This window comes from Pseudomonas sp. KH_017 (assembly GCF_057840285.1).
Genome location: NZ_CM174509.1, coordinates 3,109,514 through 3,131,611, shown reverse-complemented (window position 1 = coordinate 3,131,611; position 22,098 = coordinate 3,109,514). Strand labels below are relative to the sequence as shown.

Annotated in this window: 15 protein-coding genes and 1 pseudogene; 10 read left to right on the top strand and 6 right to left on the bottom strand. The window is 59.5% G+C overall.

The genetic code is table 11. From position 1 onward, the window contains the following. Positions 1-109: 109 nt before the first annotated feature. The 4 genes and pseudogenes from pgm to AC3IT6_RS14255 all read right to left on the bottom strand — a co-directional run bounded on the left by pgm (position 110) and on the right by AC3IT6_RS14255 (position 6,388). The gene (gene pgm / locus AC3IT6_RS14270; protein ID WP_489356389.1) at positions 110-1,756 is read right to left on the bottom strand and encodes a phosphoglucomutase (alpha-D-glucose-1,6-bisphosphate-dependent); all 1,647 of its coding nucleotides are present in this window, start codon (positions 1,754-1,756) and stop codon (positions 110-112) included. A gap of 113 nt (positions 1,757-1,869) precedes the next feature. Continuing rightward, a pseudogene (locus AC3IT6_RS14265) lies at positions 1,870-3,270 on the bottom strand (aminotransferase-like domain-containing protein). Positions 3,271-3,310: 40 nt separating this feature from the next. After that, complete coding sequence (locus AC3IT6_RS14260) at positions 3,311-4,801, bottom strand: hypothetical protein (protein ID WP_489356387.1); 1,491 nt, start codon at positions 4,799-4,801, stop codon at positions 3,311-3,313. A gap of 564 nt (positions 4,802-5,365) precedes the next feature. Then, on the bottom strand, positions 5,366-6,388 hold the full coding sequence (locus AC3IT6_RS14255; protein WP_489356385.1) for a zinc-dependent alcohol dehydrogenase family protein: 1,023 nt from the start codon (positions 6,386-6,388) through the stop codon (positions 5,366-5,368). A 270-nt stretch (positions 6,389-6,658) separates the two neighbouring features. On the opposite strand from AC3IT6_RS14255, the gene AC3IT6_RS14250 reads away from it, so the two are divergent. Further along, a complete protein-coding gene (locus AC3IT6_RS14250; RefSeq protein WP_008053644.1) occupies positions 6,659-7,573 on the top strand; it encodes a LysR family transcriptional regulator in 915 nt (304 codons plus the stop codon). A gap of 356 nt (positions 7,574-7,929) precedes the next feature. Here the strand turns inward: AC3IT6_RS14250 and AC3IT6_RS14245 are convergent, their stop codons facing one another. Next, positions 7,930-8,379 (bottom strand): hypothetical protein, encoded by a 450-nt coding sequence (locus AC3IT6_RS14245; RefSeq protein WP_489356556.1) that lies wholly within the window; start codon positions 8,377-8,379, stop codon positions 7,930-7,932. 424 nt (positions 8,380-8,803) lie between these two features. Continuing rightward, positions 8,804-9,826, bottom strand: a complete 1,023-nt coding sequence (locus tag AC3IT6_RS14240; RefSeq protein ID WP_489356382.1) for an AraC family transcriptional regulator — start codon at positions 9,824-9,826, stop codon at positions 8,804-8,806. Positions 9,827-10,219: 393 nt separating this feature from the next. Between AC3IT6_RS14240 and AC3IT6_RS14235 the strand changes: the two genes are divergently transcribed. From AC3IT6_RS14235 to AC3IT6_RS14195, 9 genes are all read left to right on the top strand, one after another. Continuing rightward, entirely contained in the window at positions 10,220-10,702 is a 483-nt protein-coding gene (locus AC3IT6_RS14235; RefSeq protein WP_489356380.1) for a MaoC/PaaZ C-terminal domain-containing protein, read from the top strand. Positions 10,703-11,343: 641 nt separating this feature from the next. Further along, positions 11,344-12,690, top strand: a complete 1,347-nt coding sequence (locus AC3IT6_RS14230) for an MFS transporter (protein ID WP_489356378.1) — start codon at positions 11,344-11,346, stop codon at positions 12,688-12,690. Positions 12,691-12,749: 59 nt separating this feature from the next. Further along, the gene (locus tag AC3IT6_RS14225) at positions 12,750-13,472 is read left to right on the top strand and encodes a nitroreductase (RefSeq protein ID WP_489356376.1); all 723 of its coding nucleotides are present in this window, start codon (positions 12,750-12,752) and stop codon (positions 13,470-13,472) included. A gap of 347 nt (positions 13,473-13,819) precedes the next feature. After that, the gene (locus AC3IT6_RS14220) at positions 13,820-15,070 is read left to right on the top strand and encodes an OprD family porin (RefSeq protein WP_489356374.1); all 1,251 of its coding nucleotides are present in this window, start codon (positions 13,820-13,822) and stop codon (positions 15,068-15,070) included. Between the two features lie 350 nt (positions 15,071-15,420). After that, complete coding sequence (locus AC3IT6_RS14215; protein ID WP_489356372.1) at positions 15,421-17,124, top strand: AMP-binding protein; 1,704 nt, start codon at positions 15,421-15,423, stop codon at positions 17,122-17,124. A gap of 102 nt (positions 17,125-17,226) precedes the next feature. Next, positions 17,227-18,735, top strand: a complete 1,509-nt coding sequence (locus AC3IT6_RS14210; RefSeq protein WP_489356370.1) for a CoA-acylating methylmalonate-semialdehyde dehydrogenase — start codon at positions 17,227-17,229, stop codon at positions 18,733-18,735. A 158-nt stretch (positions 18,736-18,893) separates the two neighbouring features. Next, positions 18,894-19,790: a 3-hydroxyisobutyrate dehydrogenase gene (mmsB, locus tag AC3IT6_RS14205; RefSeq protein ID WP_489356368.1), complete on the top strand. Its 897-nt coding sequence runs from the start codon at positions 18,894-18,896 to the stop codon at positions 19,788-19,790. Further along, complete coding sequence (locus tag AC3IT6_RS14200; protein ID WP_489356366.1) at positions 19,787-20,875, top strand: enoyl-CoA hydratase/isomerase family protein; 1,089 nt, start codon at positions 19,787-19,789, stop codon at positions 20,873-20,875. Before mmsB ends, AC3IT6_RS14200 begins: the two co-directional genes overlap by 4 nt. A 17-nt stretch (positions 20,876-20,892) precedes the next feature. Beyond that, positions 20,893-22,044, top strand: a complete 1,152-nt coding sequence (locus AC3IT6_RS14195; protein WP_489356364.1) for an acyl-CoA dehydrogenase family protein — start codon at positions 20,893-20,895, stop codon at positions 22,042-22,044. Positions 22,045-22,098: the final 54 nt, after the last annotated feature.

Sequence of the window (22,098 nt, the reverse complement as noted above, 5' to 3'; positions counted from 1 at the left end):
AGCGGGCTTGCTCGCGAAAGCGGTGTTTCAGTCAACATTGATGTTGAAGCTGATACCGCCTTCGTCGGAACGCCGCCCGGACCAAGCCCGCTCCCACAGGGTTGTGTGTTTACTTCGCGGAAATGGCACCATCGACCAGCGTTTGCGCCTCGGCCACCAGTTGCTTGAGGTGGTCGTCGCTGACAAAGCTTTCGGCGTAGATCTTGTAGATGTCTTCCGTGCCCGACGGACGCGCCGCGAACCAGCCGTTCTCGGTCATGACCTTGAGGCCGCCGATGGCCTGGTCATTGCCCGGTGCGTGGCTGAGGATGCTCTGGATCGGCTCGCCGGCCAATTGGGTCGAGGTGACCTGTTGCGGCGACAACTTGCTCAACAGCGCTTTCTGCTCCGGATTGGCCTTGGCGTCGACCCGCACCGAGAACGGCTCCCCCAGTTCGTCGGTCAAGGCGCGATACGCCTGGCTCGGGTCGCGGCCGGTGCGCGCGGTCATCTCGGCGGCCAGCAGGGCCGGAATCAAACCGTCCTTGTCAGTACTCCAGACGCCGCCGTCCTTGCGCAGGAACGAGGCACCAGCGCTTTCTTCGCCGCCGAAACCGAGGGATCCATCGAACAGGCCATCGGCGAACCATTTGAAACCGACCGGCACTTCGTACAGGCGACGACCCAGGCGCTTGGCCACGCGATCGATCAAGCCGCTGCTGACCACGGTTTTACCCACGGCGGCATCGGCGCGCCATTGCGGACGGTTCTGGAACAGGTAGTCGATGGCAACGGCGAGGTAGTTGTTCGGTGCCAGCAATCCACCGGACGGCGTGACGATGCCATGGCGGTCGTGGTCCGGATCGCAGGCAAACGCCACGTCGAAGCGTTGTTTCAGGCCGATCAGGCCTTGCATGGCGTGGCTGGACGATGGGTCCATGCGGATCTGGCCGTCCCAGTCGACGGTCATGAAGCGGAAGGTCGGGTCGACCTCTTTGTTCACCACGTCCAGGTCCAGGCGGTAATGCTCGGCAATCGCCGACCAGTAGCGCACCCCCGCTCCACCCAACGGATCGACACCCAGGCGCAACTTGGCATCGCGGATGGCGTCGAAGTCGATCACGTTGATCAGGTCGGCGACATAGGTGTTGAGGTAATCGTGACGATGGGTGGTGCTGGCCTTCAGTGCCTGCTCGTAGCTGATGCGCTTGACGCCTGCGAGCTTGTTGGCCAGCAGTTCGTTGGCCTTGGCTTCGATCCACTTGGTGATGTGGGTATCGGCCGGACCACCGTTGGTTGGGTTGTACTTGTAGCCACCGCTTTGCGGCGGGTTGTGGGACGGCGTGATGACAATGCCGTCGGCGAGGCCGCTGGTGCGACCGCGGTTGTAGCAGAGAATCGCATGGGAAATGGCCGGTGTCGGTGTGTACTCGTCGCCAGCGGCAATCATCACGGTCACGCCGTTGGCCGCCAATACTTCGAGGGCGCTGGCGCCGGCCGGCGTGGACAGCGCGTGGGTGTCGATGCCGACAAACAGCGGGCCATCGATGCCTTGAGCTTCGCGGTACAGGCAAATTGCCTGACTGATCGCCAGCACGTGCCATTCGTTGAAACTCAAGTCGAACGAGCTGCCCCGGTGCCCGGACGTGCCAAAGGCAACGCGCTGGGTCGAAATCGCAGCATCAGGCTGGCCGGTGTAATAGGCCGTTACCAGTCGCGGGATGTCGACCAACAATTGTGCCGGTGCCGGTTTACCCGCAAAAGGACTGAGTGTCATGCAAAACCTCTGGAATAGAGTGGTTCAGGAATTGGGCCGCAGTTTACTGGCAGTTTGACCGCAAGGCGATGGGATCGATCCAACAGAGTCGAGGGTGTTATTTTTTGTCTCACTCACTCGATCGATTCCAGACGCAGCGCATCCCCCAACAAGCCCAGTGCGACAGCCAGATTGTGATCGCCACCGAAGGTATGACTCAAGCGCAAATGCTGTCCGTGCAGACCCTGGAGGCTGAACAGTTCACCCGGCGCGATGACCACCTGGTGGGCCAGCAGGCGCTGGAACACACGACGGACATTGACCCGACGCAACGAGCGCACCCAGATCGTTGCACCACCTTCTGGCTCGACGAAATGCAAGGCATCCCCCAATCGCTCCTGCAACAACAGGGTCATTTGACTCTTGCGCTCCTTGAGTAGCCGGCGCAGCACCAGCAGGTGTTGGTCGATGCGACCGCTGCTGTACAAACGGGCGATGGCTTTCTGGCGAATCGGCGAGAGACGGAAGGAGCGCAGCAGAAAGTGCCGTTGCAGTTCCGCGCTCAAATGCCTTGAAAGCAGATAACCATAGGGCGCTTCAGGCCCGATGATTTTCTCGAACGTGGAAAACACCATCAGCCGTTCAGGGTCCAGCAAGTCGCGAAAGCGCACGCCACCCAGGTCGAATCCAAGTTCGCCATAACAGTCGTTCTCCAGCACCCAACTGTCATGCGCGGCCAACAGCCGGGCAATGGCCTGCCTGTTTTCGTCAGGCGCCTGGCTGCCGCGGGGCATGTTCAGGGCCGATGAAAGCATCACCAGCCTTACCGGCTCGGTATCCAGCAGCATGTTGAGCCGTTCCGGATCCAGGCAGCCATCGGCCTGCACAGGCAGCTCGATCACCCGCACGCAGGCAGCTTGAAGCAAACGCAGGATCGTCCAGTCGCACGGCGATTCGACCACCACCGTGGCGTCTTTCAAGCCCAGCACGGCGATCAGGATTTCCAGTACGCCACGCAGGTCGGCGCCGATGTAGACATCATCGGCGTGCCAGTAACGCATCGGAGACGTGGTGTAGCGTGCTGCCAGGGCGGTGCGCAGTTCGAGTTCGCCACAGGGTTGCGAAGGCGACTGCGGCTGTCGGGGATACTGGCGCAGCAACTCCCGCTCCAGCAACAACAAAGGGCTGTCGAGCGGCTGCAGCAACGCCGGTTCATCGGCGCTCAAGACCAGCATCCCCGGACGCCTGGCATTGACGTAGACCGCTTCCAGCAGATCGCTGCCGCTGTCCTGCAGGTTGATTGAGGACACTGGCAACGCGTAGTAACCGGACTTGGCTACCGACTAGACGCGCCCTTCTTTCTCCAGCAGCGAATAGGCGTACTGAATGGTCGAGATCGACACATTGAGACGCTCCGCCAGATGCCGCAGCGACGGCAGGCGAATGCGCGAATCTCCTTCAGACTCGTTGATCAGGCTGACCAGGTATCGATAAACCGCCTGATAGGCGAAATCCGTTTCTCGTGGACCTTTCATGGGCGAAGGCCAACCGCTCTGGCTGAAAATCCGCCCACGTTCAGTGACCCGCTGACCATTCATCCGCCAACGTGCTGTCAGCATCAGGATCGCCCAGCGTATTTTGCGACGCGGCCCTCCGTTTGTTTGCTTCAGCCGCCCCGCCATCGCCTGCGGGCGTCCACTCCATGCGGTAGAGCTGGCCGATCAGGCTGACGGGCAATCCGCTGACATCAGTCATCCATTGCATGATCTGTTCGGCGACCGGATGCCCCTGCATGGCCCGATGCAACTCGGGCATGGCCACCAGCATGCCGGGATGGCACTGACGCAGGAAACGCTCAAGCCCCGCACCTTGTTCGATGAAAGGAGAAAAAAGCAGGCACACCAGTTGTGCTTCGCTGAGGCCCAGATTCTTTTGCGCTTCGGCCGCCGCTCGGGCGCGCTGCTCGGTCAGTGTCGCCGGGTTACCGAAGACCTCGATGGCCTGCTCGCACAAACGCTCGGGCAAGCGCTTGCGGCGCATCATCACCAAGGCGCGTTGCAGGTATTGCGCAATGCCGGACTCGTAATTGCGGCCTTGCATGTAGCACGCCTGCAACCCCCTGACGTGCGCCGAGATCGACGGGCTGACGAATTCATTGTCGCTGATCTGCGCGGACAGTTCGTCAGGCTGGAACCGGAGAAACTCAGTCAGCAATGGCCAGCGCTCTTCCAGGTTGCTGACCAGCAGGTCGTGAATGTCGATGCAGGCCGTACGACGACAGGTCTCAAAACGCTCTTGCGGACGCCACCGGGCCTGGCCGTAATCGGCGTAGAACGCGTGATAACAGTCGCTGCCCAGTTCATCGAGCAATGCAAACAACCCCGCATAACCGGCCTCGCCTGCGGGCGAAGGCTTGAGCCCTGCCTTGGTGGCGGCACGCTTCAAACCGTCGATGAACTGCTTCTGTTGACGCGGCGTGTCACTGCTGAGCAAGGCGTCGACACCAGCGTCCCAGCGGGCGATTTGTCCGTAGAACTCTCCCGTGGCCAGATAACCGTCATCCCACAGGTCGAACCCGCCACGCCACTCCCGTCGATGGCCGATCAGCAGCAGGTTCAGGCGACTGGACTCGCGACCGGCGTCGGAGATCGGCGTCAGGTGGTTGAACGGCAAGACTTCCCGATCATCGACCATCAACACCTCGACCCGTGGATCGTCATAGACAAACAATGCGCTGTTGGTCCGGTGCATGTTTTCCACGGCCGCGCAGTTTGCCCCGTTCAACCGCAAGGAGGCTATGCGCAACTGGAATGTCGCCGGCGACCGAGTGGCAATGGTCAACTGCGCAGCACGCAACAGTGCCAGGGTGTAGCAGTTGTCACGGGCCCCGGACTGGATCGCCAACACCTTGTAATCGCCAATGTGCTCCATGCCCCCCGCCGCTACCGCCAGACGCTGAATCAACAATTGCAATGCAGTGCGTTCGGCACGGGAGAAAAAACCCAGCAATCGCTGCAGCACTTGTTGATAGACATGGTTCATCGCTTGGTCATGGATGCTGGTCATCTTTATTTACCTGATACTCGTAAGTTCAACATCGCGCAGACAGCAAATCCCGTTGGACTGTCGGGGCGAATGGAGTCATGGACTTTATTGCCAAATGCTAACACTTGAATTTTCTTGAAATCATTTGAAACGATCGCAACACCTCCTCGATTTAACAACGGAGGTAAGGCTGTAGTGCCCGGCTGGCAGGGGTTTTCCCGATTGAAAGCGAAGTCCTAGGAAATGTCCGACAAAGTCCCACAGACACTTAATACAAGAAATAAAGAAGGAAGTGGTCGCTGTGGTTTTGGCAACTAAACAACAACAAACTAATTTGGAGATTTGCACCGACGGCGCACATTGAAAAGTTTCAGCCTGACACCCAGCCATGACTCATTCCTTGAGATGAAAGTAATCATTCAATTATCAGGGCTTAGTGGCTGATTAGAAGCTACAGATTACGGGCAAAAACCAGTTCAGTTGCTGGACCGGCCTGCGGGTCGACGGCTTTTTTTTGGGGAGGGGGGGGCTCAAACGAAAGAGTCCGTGCGGGCACGGACTCTTGGGAGGGCTGTTGGGTGAGTGTCAGGCCGGTTCGACCTGCAGCGCGACCCGTTCGCGACATGGGCATTCGTCCATGTAGCGGTGTGCTTCGACAAACTCGGCAAACGGGAAGACCCGAGTCTTGAGCGGCAGCAGAACGCGGTCGGCGGTCAACTGATTGATGTCACGCAAGGCACGTTGCAGTGCGGCCTGGTCCTGGGTGATGCCCAGTTCCGGCTTGCCCGTGAAGTTGCCGATGCAGTGCACGAAAAACTGAATGTTCTTCTGGAAGGCTGCGCAGGCCGGGAAAGGCGTCTGGTTGCCACCTTGCAGGCCGTACAGCACCAAGCTGCCGCGAGGTGCCAGCACATCGCCCAGCAACGACATCTGCGGACCGCCCAAACCATCGAATACCACGTCCACGCCGCGGTTGTCAGTGATTTTGTTGATCCGCATCAGCAGATCTTCTTCCTCGGTGACAATCACTTTCTCGGCACCCAGCGACAGCAGGTATTCACGCTCCTCCTCGGTCTTGGTCGCGGCGATCACTCGAACACCCAAGGCCTTGCCCAGTTGTACGAACGAAGGTCCGGCGCAGTGACTGGCGTCGGTCACCAGGGCAAACTGCCCGGGTTTGACCCGAGCCAGATCGGCATAGGCGAAATAGGCGATCAACAACGGCGTGTAGTGCACGCTGGCTTCAATCGGGCTGAGCACATCCGGATAACGGGTGACTGCCGAGCGTGGCAGAACGATCAGCTCACCGTAGACCGGATAGTCGTTCGGGCTTTGGGCCGGGAAGCTGGCGACCTTGTCACCCACTTCCAGGTCATCGACGCCATCACCGACAGCGGTGACGATACCGGCCATCTCCTGGCCCAGGCCTGAAGGCAGACGGGCATGGGACGGGGCCAGGTTCTGGCGCCAGAGAGTGTCATACCAGCTGATGCCGATCGCTTCGACGCGCACCTGCACTTCGCCCGGTGCAGGCAGAGCCGTCGCATGCTCTTCGCATTTGAGCACCTCGGCTGGACCAAACTTGTGAAAACGGATCGTGCGGGACATCGCAAACCTCGCCAAATGAACCTCTAATGCCTTGAACTCTAGCTGGGCTTTCAACCCAACACTATCTGTGGCTATTAATAGTCGACATGCCTGTCATTGATTCCGCAGCGGCGGCAACATCGTCAAATGTCGTAAGAAACCGAAGCAGCCTATGTAGGAAAAACTGAATTACCCGGTGCAGAGTACCAGCCTTTCCCCGTAATATTCCTGCTGGCCATTGTTCTCATATGGCCGCCCACGTCAAGCTTGCTGACTCTGCCAGGACTCCAGATGAATCGTAATGACCTGCGTCGTGTCGACCTGAACCTGTTGATCGTTTTCGAAACATTGATGCACGAACGCAGCGTGACCCGTGCTGCGGAAAAACTGTTCCTCGGCCAGCCCGCCATCAGTGCGGCGCTCTCGCGCCTGCGCGGCCTGTTCGATGACCCTTTGTTCGTGCGTACCGGCCGCAGCATGGAGCCGTCCGCCAGGGCGGTCGAGATCTTCGCCCTGCTCTCGCCGGCGCTGGATTCGATTTCAACCGCCGTCAGCCGTGCGGCCGAGTTCGATCCTGCCACAAGTACCGCCGTGTTCCGCATCGGCCTTTCGGACGACGTCGAGTTCGCCTTGCTGCCAATGCTGCTCAAGCGCCTGCGTGCCGAATCGCCGGGGATTGTGCTGGTGGTGCGCCGGGTCAACTACATCCTGATGCCGGGGTTGCTGGCATCCGGCGAGATATCCATCGGTGTCAGCTACACAACCGACCTGCCGGCCAACGCCAAGCGCAAGGTACTGCGCCGCAGCCAGCCGAAGCTGTTGCGCGCCGACACCGTGCCGGGGCCGTTGAGCCTGGATGATTACTGCGCTCGCCCCCATGCACTGGTGTCGTTCGCCGGCGACCTCAGCGGCTTCATCGATGAAGAACTGGAAAAGCTCGGGCGCAAACGGCATGTGGTACTCGCCGTGCCGCAGTTCAACGGGCTGAGCACCTTGCTCGCCGGAACTGACATCGTGGCGACGGTGCCGGATTACACAGCCGATGCGCTGACTGCCGCGGGCGGTGTGCGGGCTGAAGATCCGCCGTTGCCGGTGCGCAGTTTCGAACTGCATATGGCCTGGCGCGGGTCGCAGGATAATGATCCGGGGGAGCGCTGGTTGCGGTCGCGGATTCAGATGTTTTTCGGCGACCCTGAGAGTCTCTAGGCGTCGTCGGGCAGGCTGTCAAGCTGATCATTTCTGCCTTTTCATAGACTATGGAGATCCATGCACTTCCAGTGGATTGCCACATTAGGGGGCATATTTGACGGCATGCTTTGGATGGTTTGAAAGGGATGCCCCCAGCCCAAGGTCCAACAGTTCCCTTCTGGAAAAAATCACCCTTTGCTGTTCCCTGCCGCAGTCGGGCGCTATCCGATCACCTCAGTTAATGGCTGAGGCAAAAGCTTGTCCAAGTGTCCTCGCCATCGAGCGGGATTTTCGCCAGCGCGAAGATCCCGAGCCTTGGTCGCGGTAGGGACGGCAGTTACCTGCCGCCAGTGAACGAAACGCGGCAACATCAACTAACTGCCGAGGCCACGACGGTTAGGCATTGGTATCGACTGTCGTTTTGCAAGATGATTGAGTACGGCTTGCAGGCTGACTGTGGGACTAGTCAGGGGGCGCTCCGACGGATCGATATGGCGCACGGCGGCCGCCATCGAAGCTTGCGCCAAGACAATAACCATCGCGGGATCGCCACTGACGGCCGATAACGCCTGTTGAAGGCAAGTGAAATAGCCAGGTAGGTCACCGGCTTTGAACAAGGGCCAAGCGCCTTCCACCAACCGGACGTCTATATTAGATGCGCTTGCGTGTGCTGCTCGTTCAAATAACAGCCGGGTCGGCTGGAGCGTGGACGGCGCTGCGCACAAAACAATTACCCGTTGGCCACCGCAGACCGCAGCAGCTGCCAGGGCGGCGTCGGCTCTAACAATCGGTACCGCACCTCCCGGCTCCAGTTCGTCAACCACAGGTCCTAGGCTGGAACAGGTCAACACCACAGCGCGTGCTTGCGTTGCCAATGCCCACAGTGTGGCACGGGTTTCAACGCGTAACCCAATTGTCAGCGAACCTTCGCGCTCCACCTCAGCTAACAAGTCGGCACGGACGTAGTGCTGGAGAGTACCAGGCAGCAGCCCTAGGTCTGCGGCCGCCGATTCGAAGACCGCGATGTTGCTGGGATGAGTATGCAGGCAGGCAATCGAGGGCAGCGGTGGGTTTGGGGTGTTCAATGAGCAGTCCTATTATGTTGGAACTGGTAACCCAAATGGGGGCACTGTTTTGATGGAGATGAGACAGAACCCGCGACGCAAGCCACGCCCGAGGGCGGTTACTGCTCCATTAGGAGTGGCAGACTTAGGTTTGATGGGGAAGTAAACGGTAAGGGCGTTGTCATCAGTCTACGTAGTCGGCTTTAGGACCGCGGTATGCCCCAGGGCTGACACCCGTCCACTTTTTAAATGCTCTATGGAACGCGCTTGTTTCTTGGAAACCGGTTTGCACAGCGACGTCGATAACAGTCAAATTTGGGTTACACAACAGGTTGATAGCGATGTCACGGCGCAGGTCGTCCTTCAGCCGCTGGTAGGTTATCCCCTCTGCCTGCAGCCGACGTTGTAGGGTCGAGTTGGACATGCTCATGATCTGAGCAAGCTTTTCCAGCTCAGGCCACTCCTCTGGGGGCATAATTTTGAGACGTCGCCGTATCTGCGCGCTAATACTTTCATCATTGCGATATTTCACAAGAAATGTACCAGGAGAGTCTCTTAGAAAGGTGGATAGAGTTGCTGGCGTTTGAGTGACCTTGAGTTTTAGAAAGCTTCGGTCTATACGGGCAGTCGACTGCGAGGCGCCAAAAAGGATGTTCTCGCAAAATCGCATTCGGTAATCACTGTCATCGACTGGGCGTTGGGGGCGCATCGTCAATTGTAGAATCGGAATCCGCCGGTTGCCGAGCCAGCAAAGCAGTCCATGCACTAAGACGAGCCAAGTACCGTAGCAAAATAATCGTCGCTCAGTGCCATGATCGTTTATTAAGATGACCGCCACGTCACCCTCGAACAATAGCTCGCCATGGATGTCGTCTAAAACTACTCGGAGAAACGCTAGGATCCTGCGTAGAGCTTGCTCTAGAGTTTCGCACCCTATCGTCATTTGGCACATGAGCTTGAAACTGCCCCGACGAAGCGGGTGGCTATCTATGGCAAAGAATTCGTCATCAAGAAGGTCGGACAAGGCGACCCATAACCTTGAAAACAATGCTGCAGGTACCCGCGCCTGAGAAGCATCCAAGAGATCTGGATCGATTCCTGCCTGGTGCAAAGCTGGCGAAATATCCACACCCAGCCGAATAGCGCCGTGAAGCGCCTCTCGCACTAGACCAATGGAGGTCGTCCCCTTGTGAGCAGAATTTCCCATATTTCACTCCAGGCCAAAAAATATGGACTTTCGATGTTCGGATGGCAGCAGCCCCACAATCTGCGCGACGCTATGCCCATCACATTCTAGCCCCTAGATATCTGGTGACAAACGGCAAAGAAATATAGATCAAGCACTTAAATATTGGCTGCCTAAAATCGTCAGCCTGAATGACGTGTCTGGACATTGCAATGCAGCGTATCCAGCGGGGAGGATAAACCTTAAGAGTTACGTTGCGATGCCTTGGTAGCTATGTGCCAATTTTTCTTTAACACCATCGGCTTCGGAGCGAGGGTCTCAATCCAAAAAACTCGATTTTGGCTCGATGGCGACCTTACGTCTCCGATTCATTTTGACTGAACCTATTGAAGTCATCCGTACCGAGATATAGGCATGCCAGACAAATTGTTATTCTGGGAGGATTTCACGCTTGGGCGCACCTGGCAGATAGAGCGCCCGAATGCAGTGACTCATGATGAAATCATCGACTTTGCTTGCGAATTCGATCCGCTGCAGATGCACGTGGATGCAGAACAAGCTTTAAACAGTCCCTTAGGCTTGCATTGCGCAAGTGGGGTACACACCCTGGGTATGGCACAGCGAATGCTTTGTGACGTACTTTTATTAAAGACTCACCTTGTTGTGGGCGGGCGGATCGATGGCTTCGTCATGCTCAGCCCCGTCACGCCTGGTAGTCGTCTTAAGCTTTCAACCAAAGTCATCGGCTCAAAGCCCCATCGTCGAAAAAAGGATCAGGGCTGGGTTACTTTAGAGGTGAAGGTGTCTACCGCAGATCTGAAAACTGTACTTGTTTATGAGATGTCTGTCCTCATTATGCGCAACATGCATGACATTCAAGAATTCTGCCCCAGTTGAAGCATATTCGCCATTCACTACTGCTTGGTCATAAGTAACCTAATGCCTAAAGGGGTCGTCAGCAATGCCGTCCTGGGTTTTGCGCATTGCTCGGCAAGCGACGCAGTATGCGGAAATTCAGGTATTAGCCCACAGGCACTGTGGTGGTTGATCGTTCACTGGCAGGATTGCTTATCTGGACAACACAGCGGTGTCACCTGTCTCCTCGTCGAGCTCCAACAAAGCGTGCCGGCCTACCCACGAGCAATCTTCTCGATCACCACAATGAATTCTTACGCAGCATCCAGGCATCAGCTTTTTGAGAGATCCAATGCGAACTTGATGCCCATGCCTTCCGGGTAAAGAGTCATCTTGAGTCCAACACCCCACGCGTCTGATACCGAGCATTTTTTTTCAGTACCCAATCACGCTTCGGGGTGGGCAGATTCCGCTATCGCACTCGCCAGTGCCCAAACCGGTCAATCAGATCGCTGCCTCCGGGCATGTGACATCTCGTCTCCAAATCTTACGATGCGTCAATCAGACGGAAACGATCGACTAGCGATACAGCGCGTCTCGTCCCCATCCGATACGCGCCGCCAGTTGGTAGTGCGGAAGCCAATGTGTACTCACAAAAAAAACAAGATCGAAGGAGACACCCTATGCAACCAGTGAACGTCTATGCACTCGCAGGCGAATCAAAGTTCAATAGCTTCCATCGGCTGATTCTTTTCTGGTGCGTGCTGATATTGGTCATCGACGGCTACGACCTCGCCGTGGTTGGCGCTGCATTGCCCGCCATCATGCAGGACATGGGAATTGACCCTACCAGCGCAGGCATCATGGCAGGCTCGGCGCTGCTGGGAACGATGCTTGGGGCTATCTTTCTCGGGACGTTAGCCGACCGCATCGGTCGACCAAAAATGATCGCCATCTGCGTCGCGTTGTTCAGCCTGTTCACAGCGGCTGCGGGGCTCACCAGCGACCCGATCAGCTTTAGCATCGCCCGCTTCATCGCCGGGCTGGGAATCGGTGGCGTCCTGCCGATCGTGACCGCGCAAATGAGCGAGTTCTCGCCAGCGAAACTTCGTACCCGGCTGGTGACCCTGGTGTTTGCGGGCTACTCCGTGGGCGGCATTCTGGTCGCACTCACGGGCAAGCAACTGATCGAGAGCCACGGATGGCAGTCGGTCTTTTACGTCGCGGGCCTCCCCGTGCTGCTGATCCCGTTTATCCTGAAGACCATGCCGGAGTCCATGGCGTTCTTGCTCAAGCAGGGCCGTCAGCAGGAACTACGCTCCATCATTAAAAGGATCGACCCCGCGTGTCCATTGGACAGCCAGACTGTGCTGGCGGGCAATCCTGCCGAGAACGATGCCTCGCTCGACGCCCCGATCAAAGGACTTTTCAGCGAGGGCCGCGGTTTCAGTACGGTGATGATCTGGGCGGCCTTCATGACCGGTTTGTTTATGGTCTACGCGCTCAATTCGTGGTTGACCAAACTGATGGCCATGTCAGGCCACAGCCTGGGTTCGGCGCTCAATTTCGTCATCGTTTTCAACGTAGGTGCGATTGTAGGGGCGCTCGGCGGCGGATGGCTCAGCGACAAGTTCAACATCAAATATGTACTGGTTTCATTCTACTTGGTAGGCGCGGTGGCGTTGACTGTGATGGGCTTCACACGCTCGACAGAGTTGTTGTTCGTGGTCGTCTTCATTGTTGGCGCCTCAACCTTAGGTACTCAATTGATTGCTTACGCGTATGCGGGCGATTTCTATCCGACCTCCATCCGCTCCACGGGCGTAGGCTTTGCATCCGGTGTCGGCCGCATCGGTGCAATCATTGCGCCAGTGCTTATCGGCTGGCTCGTCTCGCTGGCCTTGCCACTCGAACAGAACTTCATGGTGATCGCACTCGCAGGCCTCATTGGAGCCGTGGCGGTGACGTTTGTAAACCAGGCAAGGGCGGACTCCGCACAGGTCAGCAACGCGCCAGCGTTGTCTCGCTGACCGCCATTGCGCAATCCAGATCGTAGTCGTCTGACCCAATCAGTTGAAGGATGTGTCCCTTGAATCGCTTGTCACTACCGCCGCTGTCAGCGCAAGAACTAAAGCGCACCGTCGATTGGGCAATCGCCTCACGTCGCAGTGTCAGAGCCTTCCTGCCGACTGCCGTGGCGCGTGAAGAAGTCGAAGCGATTCTGGACATCGCGCGCTTCAGTGCCTCGGGGGTCAACATGCAACCGTGGCGCGTTCACGTCGTCACCGGCGACGTGAAGGAACGTCTGTCGGTGGCGATCGAAGCCATCGACAACGATCCGCAGCTCAGTAGCGATATGCAAGATCCCTACGAGTACTACCCGCGTGAGTGGGTCACCCCCTACGTTGATCGCAGGCGCAAAGTGGGTTGGGATCTCTACGGGCTGCTGGGGATCACCAAGGGTGACAAACAACGCATGCACCAACAGCACGGACGCAACTACCGGTTCTTCGATGCACCGGTAGGCCTGCTGTTTACGCTGGACAAAGTGCTTGAGCAGGGCAGCCTCCTGGATTACGGCATGTTCCTGCAAAGCGTGATGGTGGCCGCCCGCGGTCGAGGCTTGCACACGTGCCCGCAAGCCGCCTTTCTCAAATATCACAAAGTCATTTCAGCGGTTCTGGGCATTCCAGTCGGGCAAATGCTGGTGTGCGGCATGAGCCTTGGCTACGCCGATCCCGAGTCCATTGAAAACACGCTGGTCACGGCTCGTGAGCCGGTCAGCGCTTTCACCATTTTTCACCATAAATAGTAGGGAGGCCTGTCCATGATTACTGGAGCCTACGAACGCAGACTCGTTAAGAATCCGGCAATTCAGGTCCCGCTGACACTCCTCGGTTTTTTGGACAGGGCCGCTCTGGTTCGCCCTGAGCGTGTCGCCATCATCCATGGCGAGCTGCAGAGGACTTGGGCGAAAACCCGCGAGCGCTGCTACCGGCTTGCTTCGGCGCTGGTGGGCAAAGCTTCGCACTTTTTTTGCTCCAGCCCTACGTCGCCTGGCGCTTGGGTACCTCCAACGAGCCTTCCCTCTACCAGCCCCGGCCAGTGCGGGAACGGCTTGCTTATAACAACACTGCTCATAACAATAAGAGACAAGCAATGAAACCCACCCTTTTCACCCTGTTCCTGGCAGGCAGCAGCCTTGCCACCCAAGTCCACGCGGACTTCCTGGCAGACAGCAAGGCCAGCCTGGAACTGCGCAACTTCTACTTCAACCGAGATTATCGTCAGACCAACGCTCCCCAATCCAGGCAAGAGGAATGGGCGCAGGGTTTCCTGCTGCGCTATGAGTCGGGATACACCGAAGGGTTGATCGGTGTGGGTTTCGATGCCCTCGGTCTGGTCGGCGTCAAGCTCGATTCCAGCCCTGATCGCGCAGGCTCCGGCCTGCTCAAACGTCACCGCGACACAAGCAAAGGTGCTCAGGACGAGTACGGCGAACTGGGCCTGACGGCCAAAGTGCGTGCCTCAAAAAGCTCGCTGAAACTCGGCACGCTGCTGCCGAAACTGCCGACGGTACTGGCCAACGATTCACGGCTGCTGCCACAAACCTTCGAGGGCGGTCAGCTGACGTCGCTGGAAATCGAAGGCCTGACGGTGGATGCCGGGCGACTGACGCAAGTCAATCAGCGCGACTCCTCGGACTACGAGGACATGGGCATCACCCGCACCGGCGCCAAGGGCATCACCACACGTCATCTCGACAGCGACAGCTTCGATTTCGCCAGCCTGAACTACAAATGGACCAGCAACCTCGCCACCGGCTACAGCTACGGTCACCTCGACAACTTCTACAGCCAGCACCTGGTCAACCTGACCTACGTGTTGCCGGTCACCACCGGCCAGTCGCTGAAGACCGATCTGCGCTTCGCCCGCTCCACGGATGACGGCGGCAGCAATGTCGATAACGATGCGATTGGCGCGATGTTCACCTACAGCCTCGGCGGGCATGCGTTGGGCCTGGGTTACCAAGGCATGAGCGGCGACACCGGCTACGCCTACGTCAACGGCACCGATGCGTTCCTGGTGAACTTCGTGCAGATCAGCGACTTCGCCAGCAAGGACGAAAAGTCCTGGCAGGCTCGCTACGACTACAACTTTGCGGCCATTGGCATTCCAGGCCTGACCTTCATGACTCGCTACCTCACCGGCGACAATATCGATCTGGGCGGCAATCGCCCGGAAGGCAAGGAATGGGAACGCGATACCGACATCGGCTATGTCGTGCAGAGCGGACCGCTGAAAAATGTCGGGGTGAAGTGGCGCAACGCGACGGTGCGCTCGACCAATTTCGGCAGCGACCTGGATGAAAACCGCCTGATCCTCAGCTATACCCTGGCGCTCTGGTAAATCCCCCCGCCAGACGGGGCCGCTCGCGTCGCCAGACGGCGCGAGTGGCCTCATCCAACGCGCCACACCTATGATTTTTTTGCACAACGCACCGGTTTTTATGAGCATTTTTAATTGATTTTTGCATGCATATACTGGGCTCAAGCGCCTGGTCATGAACCGGGCCAGACCCAACAAAAATAAACAAGGGCATACACCGTGAAGACATCCATGCTTGCCGCCGTCTCCCCGCTCTCAGGTACCTGCACGCGTCTCGTACGCATTGCTGCCCGCAGCGAAGCCACCCTCGCCGCCTGACCATCCCGTACCTGTACCCGCGCTGATCGTCACCACGATCGATGGAGACTCCAATGAACAGCAACTGCCAACCCTTCCTCGCCGCTCGAGACTTCCTACTGGCCCACCGTACCGACTACGCCACTGCCGTGCGTGACTTCCGCTGGCCGCAACTGAACGAGTTCAACTGGGCACTGGATTATTTCGATGCCATGGCCGAGGGCAACCAGGCCAACGCCCTGTGGATCGTCGAAGAAGACGGCAGCGAACAGCGCTACAGCTTCCAGCAATTGGCCGCGCGCTCCAACCAGGTGGCCAATCACCTGCGTGCCCTTGGCGTGCGCCGCGGCGAGCGTATCCTGGTGATGCTCGGCAACGACGTGGCCCTGTGGGAAACCATGCTGGCCGCCTTCAAGCTTGGCGCCGTGGTTATCCCCGCCACCGCCCTGCTGACCCCCGATGACCTGGGCGACCGCATCGAGCGTGGCCAGGTTCGTCACTTGGTGGTCGGCAGCGCCCATGTCGACAAGTTCGTCGGCCTGGGAGACGGCTGCAGTCGCATCTGCGTCGGCCCGGCTCCCGCTGGCTGGACCCCGCACAGTGCCGCCAGCGAATATTCCGAGCAGTTCGAAGTTGAGGGCCGCACGCTAGCCACCGACCCGATGCTGCTGTACTTCACCTCCGGCACCACCTCCAAACCGAAGATGGTGCTGCACAGTCACCAGAGCTACCCGGTCGGCCACCTGTCGACCATGTACTGGATCGGCCTGCAGCCGGGTGACCTGCACTTGAACATCTCGTCACCGGGCTGGGCCAAACATGCCTGGAGCTGCCTCTTCGCACCGTGGAACGCCGGCGCCTGCATCTTCATCCACAACGTCGCGCGCTTCAGCGCCACGGCTCTGCTCGGTGCGCTGGAGCGTTACGGCGTCACCAGCCTGTGCGCCCCACCCACCGTGTGGCGCATGCTGATCCAGGAAGACCTGGCCAGTTACAAGGAACGCTTGAACCTGCGTGAACTGGTGGGCGCCGGTGAACCGCTGAACCCGGAGATCATCGAGCAGATCCTGCATGCCTGGGACTTGCCGCTGCGCGACGGCTTCGGTCAGTCGGAAACCACCGCCCTGGTCGGCAACACACCCGGCCAACTGCTCAAGCCCGGCTCCATGGGCCGTCCGCTGCCGGGCTACCAGGTGACTATGCTTGACCCCGACGGCGTACCCGGCGATGAGGGTGAAGTCGCCCTGCCGCTGGACGTGCGTCCCCTCGGCCTGATGCTGTGCTACGAGGACAGCCCGGAAAAAACCGCTGAAGTGATGCGCGACGGTTACTACCGTACCGGCGATACCGCACAAATCGACGAAGAGGGCTACATCACCTTTGTCGGCCGCGCCGACGACGTGTTCAAAGCCTCCGACTACCGCATCAGCCCCTTCGAGCTGGAGAGCGCGCTGATCGAGCACCCGGCGGTGATGGAAGTGGCCGTTGTACCAAGCCCAGACCCGCTACGCCTGGCCGTGCCCAAGGCGTTCCTGATCCTGGCCCATGACGAACCCGGCAGTGCCGAGCTGGCCGCCAACATCCTCGCCTTCGCCCGCGAGCACCTGGCGCCCTACAAGCGGGTGCGACGTATCGAATTCGTCAGCGAACTGCCCAAGACCATCTCCGGGAAGATCCGTCGGGTAGAACTGCGGCAAATGGAAGTGCAGCGCCGCCAGAGCGATGCACGCGGCGCGCAAGAATACTTCGAAGAAGACTTCCCGCACCTCAAGGGCTGAACCCGGGCCGGTACGCCGGCCCTTCTGAATTCAAACGCGACCGCTCGGCCAACCAGGCCGAGGGGCCTCACTCGACTCAAAGAAAGTAGACAGGACCCGAAAATGACCTCCTCCAGCATTCCAACCGTCAAGCTCCTCATCAATGGCGAATTCGTTGAATCGCGCACCACTCAGTGGCGCGACGTGGTCAACCCGGCCACTCAGGAAGTTCTGGCCCGCGTACCCTTCGCCACTGCCGAGGAAATGGACGCCGCCGTGGCCAGCGCCAAGGAAGCCTTCAAGACCTGGCGCAAGACTCCGATCGGCGCCCGCTCCCGGATCTTCTTCAAATACCAGCAGCTGATCCGCGAGAACATCAAAGAACTGGCTGCCCTGCTCACCGCCGAACAGGGCAAAACCCTGCCGGATGCCGAAGGTGATGTGTTCCGCGGCCTGGAGGTGGTCGAACACGCCACCTCCATCGGCAACCTGCAGATGGGCGAGTTGGCCAACAACGTCGCCAACGGCGTCGACACCTACACCTTGATGCAGCCGCTGGGCGTGTGCGCCGGCATCACCCCGTTCAACTTCCCGGCGATGATCCCGCTGTGGATGTTCCCGATGGCCATCGCCACCGGCAACACCTTCATCCTCAAGCCGTCCGAGCAAGACCCGCTGGTGACCATGCGCCTGGTCGAGCTGGCCCTGGAGGCCGGTGTACCCAAGGGCGTGCTCAACGTTATCCACGGCGGCGTCGACGCGGTGAACCTGATCTGCGACCACCCGGACATCAAAGCCGTGTCCTTCGTCGGTTCGACCAAAGTCGGTACCCATGTCTACAACCGCGCCACCCAGAACGGCAAGCGCGCACAGTGCATGATGGGCGCGAAGAACCACGCCATTGTCCTGCCCGATGCCAACAAGCAGCAGACGTTGAACAACCTGCTGGGAGCCTCCTTCGGCGCCGCCGGTCAACGCTGCATGGCCCTGCCGGTGGTGATCCTGGTGGGTGAAGCACAGACCTGGTTACCGGACCTGATCGAGCGGACCAAGACCCTCAAGATCAATGGCGGCACCGAGCCTGGCACCGACATCGGTCCGGTGATTTCCTGCGCAGCCCTGGACCGCGTCCACAGCCTGATTGCCAGCGGCATCGAAGAAGGCGCCAAACTCGAACTGGATGGACGCAACCCGAGCGTGCCTGGCTACCAGGACGGCAACTTCGTCGGCCCGACCATCTTCTCCGGCGTCACTGCGCAAATGTCGGTGTACCGCGAAGAAATCTTCGGCCCGGTGCTGTGCGTCATGCACGCCGCCAGCCTGAGCGAGGCGATCGAGATCATCAACGCCAACCCGAATGGCAACGGTACCGCCCTGTTCACCCGCTCCGGCGCTGCGGCCCGTCACTTCCAGGAAGAAATCGACGTCGGCCAGGTAGGCATCAACGTGCCGATCCCGGTACCGGTGCCGCTGTTCTCCTTCTCCGGTTCGCGCGCCTCCAAGCTCGGTGATCTGGGCCCTTACGGCAAGCAAGTGGTGACCTTCTACACCCAGACCAAGACGGTCACCCAGCGTTGGTTCGACGAGGATGACACCGGCGGCTCGGTGAACACCACCATCACCCTTAAATGATCTCTGCCGGCCGGCGCCAAGCGTCGGCCGGCCAGGAGCTGAACGATGCAATTCGCTGTTTGCCGGCCACGACCAAAAGGAAGGCATGCAAGCCTTCGTCGAAAAGCGCGCGCCGAATTTTCTGCACCGCTGATCCCCACTCGCAAAAGGTAGTCATCATGCATATCGGATTTCTCGGCCTCGGCAACATGGGCGGCCCAATGGCCCGCAACCTGCTCAAGGCTGGCCACAGTCTGACCGTCTTCGATCCTTTCCCGCAGGCGGTCGCCGCCCTGGTGGAGGCCGGTGCCAGCGCCGCTGACTCGCCCGCCGCCGTGGCCAAAGCCAAGGTTGAGGTGATCATCACCATGTTGCCGACCGCCGACCATGTGAAGCAGGTCTATCGCGGCAAGGACGGCCTGTTGGCCAATATTGGCCAAGGCGTGCTGTTGATCGACAGTTCGACCATTGACCCGCTCAGTGCCCGCGAGGTGGCTAAATTCGCCCTTGCCCAAGGCAACCCGATGCTCGACGCGCCGGTATCCGGCGGCACCGGTGGCGCGATGGCAGGCACCCTGACCTTTATGGTCGGCGGCTTGGTCAGCGTGTTCGACCAGGCCCTGCCAATCCTCTCGGCCATGGGCAGGAACATCGTGCACTGCGGCGCAGCAGGTAACGGCCAGGTGGCCAAAATCGCCAACAACATGCTGCTCGGCATCTCCATGGTCGGCGTCGCCGAGGCCATGGCCTTGGGTGTAGCTCTGGGCATGGACGCCAAGGTGCTGGCCGGTGTCATCGGTACCTCCACCGGTCGCTGCTGGAGCTCGGAGATCAACAATCCGTTCCCGGGTGTGCTGGAAAACGCTCCGGCCTCGCGTGGTTACAGTGGCGGCTTTGGTACCGACCTGATGCTCAAGGACCTCGGCCTGGCCACCGAAGCAGCGAAACATGCGCGTCAGCCAGTGGTGCTCGGTGCTGCCGCCCAGCAGCTGTACCAGACCTTCAGCCTGCAAGGTAATGGCGGTCTGGACTTCTCCGCCATCATCAAACTGTTCCGTGGGGAAGCAAAAGTATGAGCGGGCAGCAAGCCCCGGTGCTGGCCAGTGTGCGCAACCGCATCGGCCACCTGACGCTGAATCGACCAAGCGCGTTGAACACCTTGGACCTGCCCATGGTGACACTGTTGTGCCGGTACCTGCGGGTGTGGGAACAGGACCCGGAAATCGTCGCCGTGACCCTTCGTGGCGCCGGGGAAAAAGCCTTCTGTGCCGGTGGCGACATCCGGATGCTGTATGACAGTCACAAGGCCGGCGACAACCTGCACGAGCTGTTTCTCGAGGAAGAGTACGCCCTTGACGAGTACCTGCATGGCTATTCCAAACCGGTGCTGGCGCTGCTGGATGGGTTCGTCCTGGGCGGCGGCATGGGGCTGGCACAGGCTGCCTCACTGCGGGTGATCACCGAGCGCACGCGGATGGGTATGCCGGAAGTCGGCATCGGCTTTTTCCCCGATGTCGGCGGCAGCTATTTCCTGCCGCGCCTTCCGGGGGAGCTGGGTATCTATCTGGGGGTCACAGGCTGCCAGGTACGTGCCGCCGATGCGCTCTATGCCAACCTGGCCGACTACTATCTGCCCAGCGAGCGGCTGGCCGAACTGGATGCCGCCCTGGATCATCTGAACTGGACCCGTGCGCCCGACGAAGACTTGCAAGACCTGCTCGCCGGCCTGGCCACCGAGCATATTGCGGGATCGGAACTCAAGGTCTATCGCCAGGTGATCGATGAATACTTCGCCCTGCCTGATGTGCCAGCGATTCGCAACGCGCTGCAGCGCGAGCAGCGTCCCGAGCTGCGCGACTGGGCCGAACAGACGGTCGAGCTGCTCGACAGCCGCTCGCCGCTGGCAATGGCCGCGACACTGGAGCTATTACGTAGCGGTCGATACCTGAGCCTGGCCGACTGTTTTGCCTTGGAGTTGCACCTGGGCTACCAGTGGTTCGACAAGGGCGACCTGATGGAGGGCGTCCGCGCCCTGATCATCGACAAGGACAAGATCCCACGCTGGAACCCGCCCTCCCTGGGGGAACTGGTACCTGCGCGGGTGCAGGCCTTCTTCAGAGACTATCGCCCAGCCTCTGGCAACCCCCTTCGCACCGCCTGATCGGCAGGAGACTCGCAATGCACGATATCGAATTGACCGAAGAACAACGCATGATCCGAGACATGGCGCGCGACTTCGCCCGCAGCGAAGTCGGCCCGCATGCCCAAGCCTGGGAGAAGGCCGGCTGGATCGATGACGCCGTGGTGGCGCAGATGGGTGAACTGGGCCTGCTGGGCATGGTTGTGCCGGACACATGGGGCGGCAGTTACACCGACTATGTGGCCTACGCCCTGGCCGTGGAAGAAATCTCGGCCGGCGACGGCGCCACTGGCGCACTGATGAGCATTCACAACTCCGTGGGTTGCGGGCCAGTCCTCAACTACGGCACCGAAGAACAGAAACAGACCTGGCTGCCGGATCTGGCCAGCGGTCAGGCCATCGGCTGCTTCTGCCTGACCGAACCCCAGGCCGGTTCCGAAGCCCACAACCTGCGCACCCGCGCCGAACTGCGCGACGGCCAATGGGTGATCAACGGCGCCAAGCAATTCGTCAGCAACGGCAAACGGGCGAAACTGGCCATCGTGTTCGCGGTGACTGATCCGGACTTGGGCAAGCGCGGCATCTCGGCGTTCCTGGTGCCGACCGATACAGCAGGTTTCATCGTTGATCGCACCGAACACAAGATGGGGATTCGCGCGTCGGATACCTGTGCGGTAACCCTGAGCAACTGCACGATTCCCGAAGCCAACCTGTTGGGTGAGCGCGGCAAAGGACTGGCCATCGCCCTCTCCAACCTCGAAGGCGGCCGCATCGGCATCGCCGCTCAAGCCTTGGGCATTGCCCGTGCGGCGTTCGAAGCGGCGCTGGCGTACTCGCGGGATCGGGTGCAGTTCGACAAACCGATCATCGAGCACCAGAGCATTGCCAATATGCTGGCCGACATGCACACCCGGTTGAACGCGGCACGACTGCTGATCCTGCATGCCGCGCGGTTGCGCAGTGCCGGCAAGCCGTGTCTGTCGGAGGCTTCACAGGCGAAGCTGTTTGCATCCGAGATGGCCGAGAAAGTGTGTTCGTCGGCGATGCAGATTCACGGCGGGTATGGGTATCTGGAGGATTACCCGGTGGAACGCTATTACCGGGATGCGCGGATCACGCAGATTTATGAAGGGTCGAGCGAGATACAGCGGATGGTGATTGCTCGAGAGCTGAAGCACTACCTGGTTTAAATAATCGCCGTAGAGCTGATCGTTCCCATGCTCCGCGTGGGAACGATCAGTGTG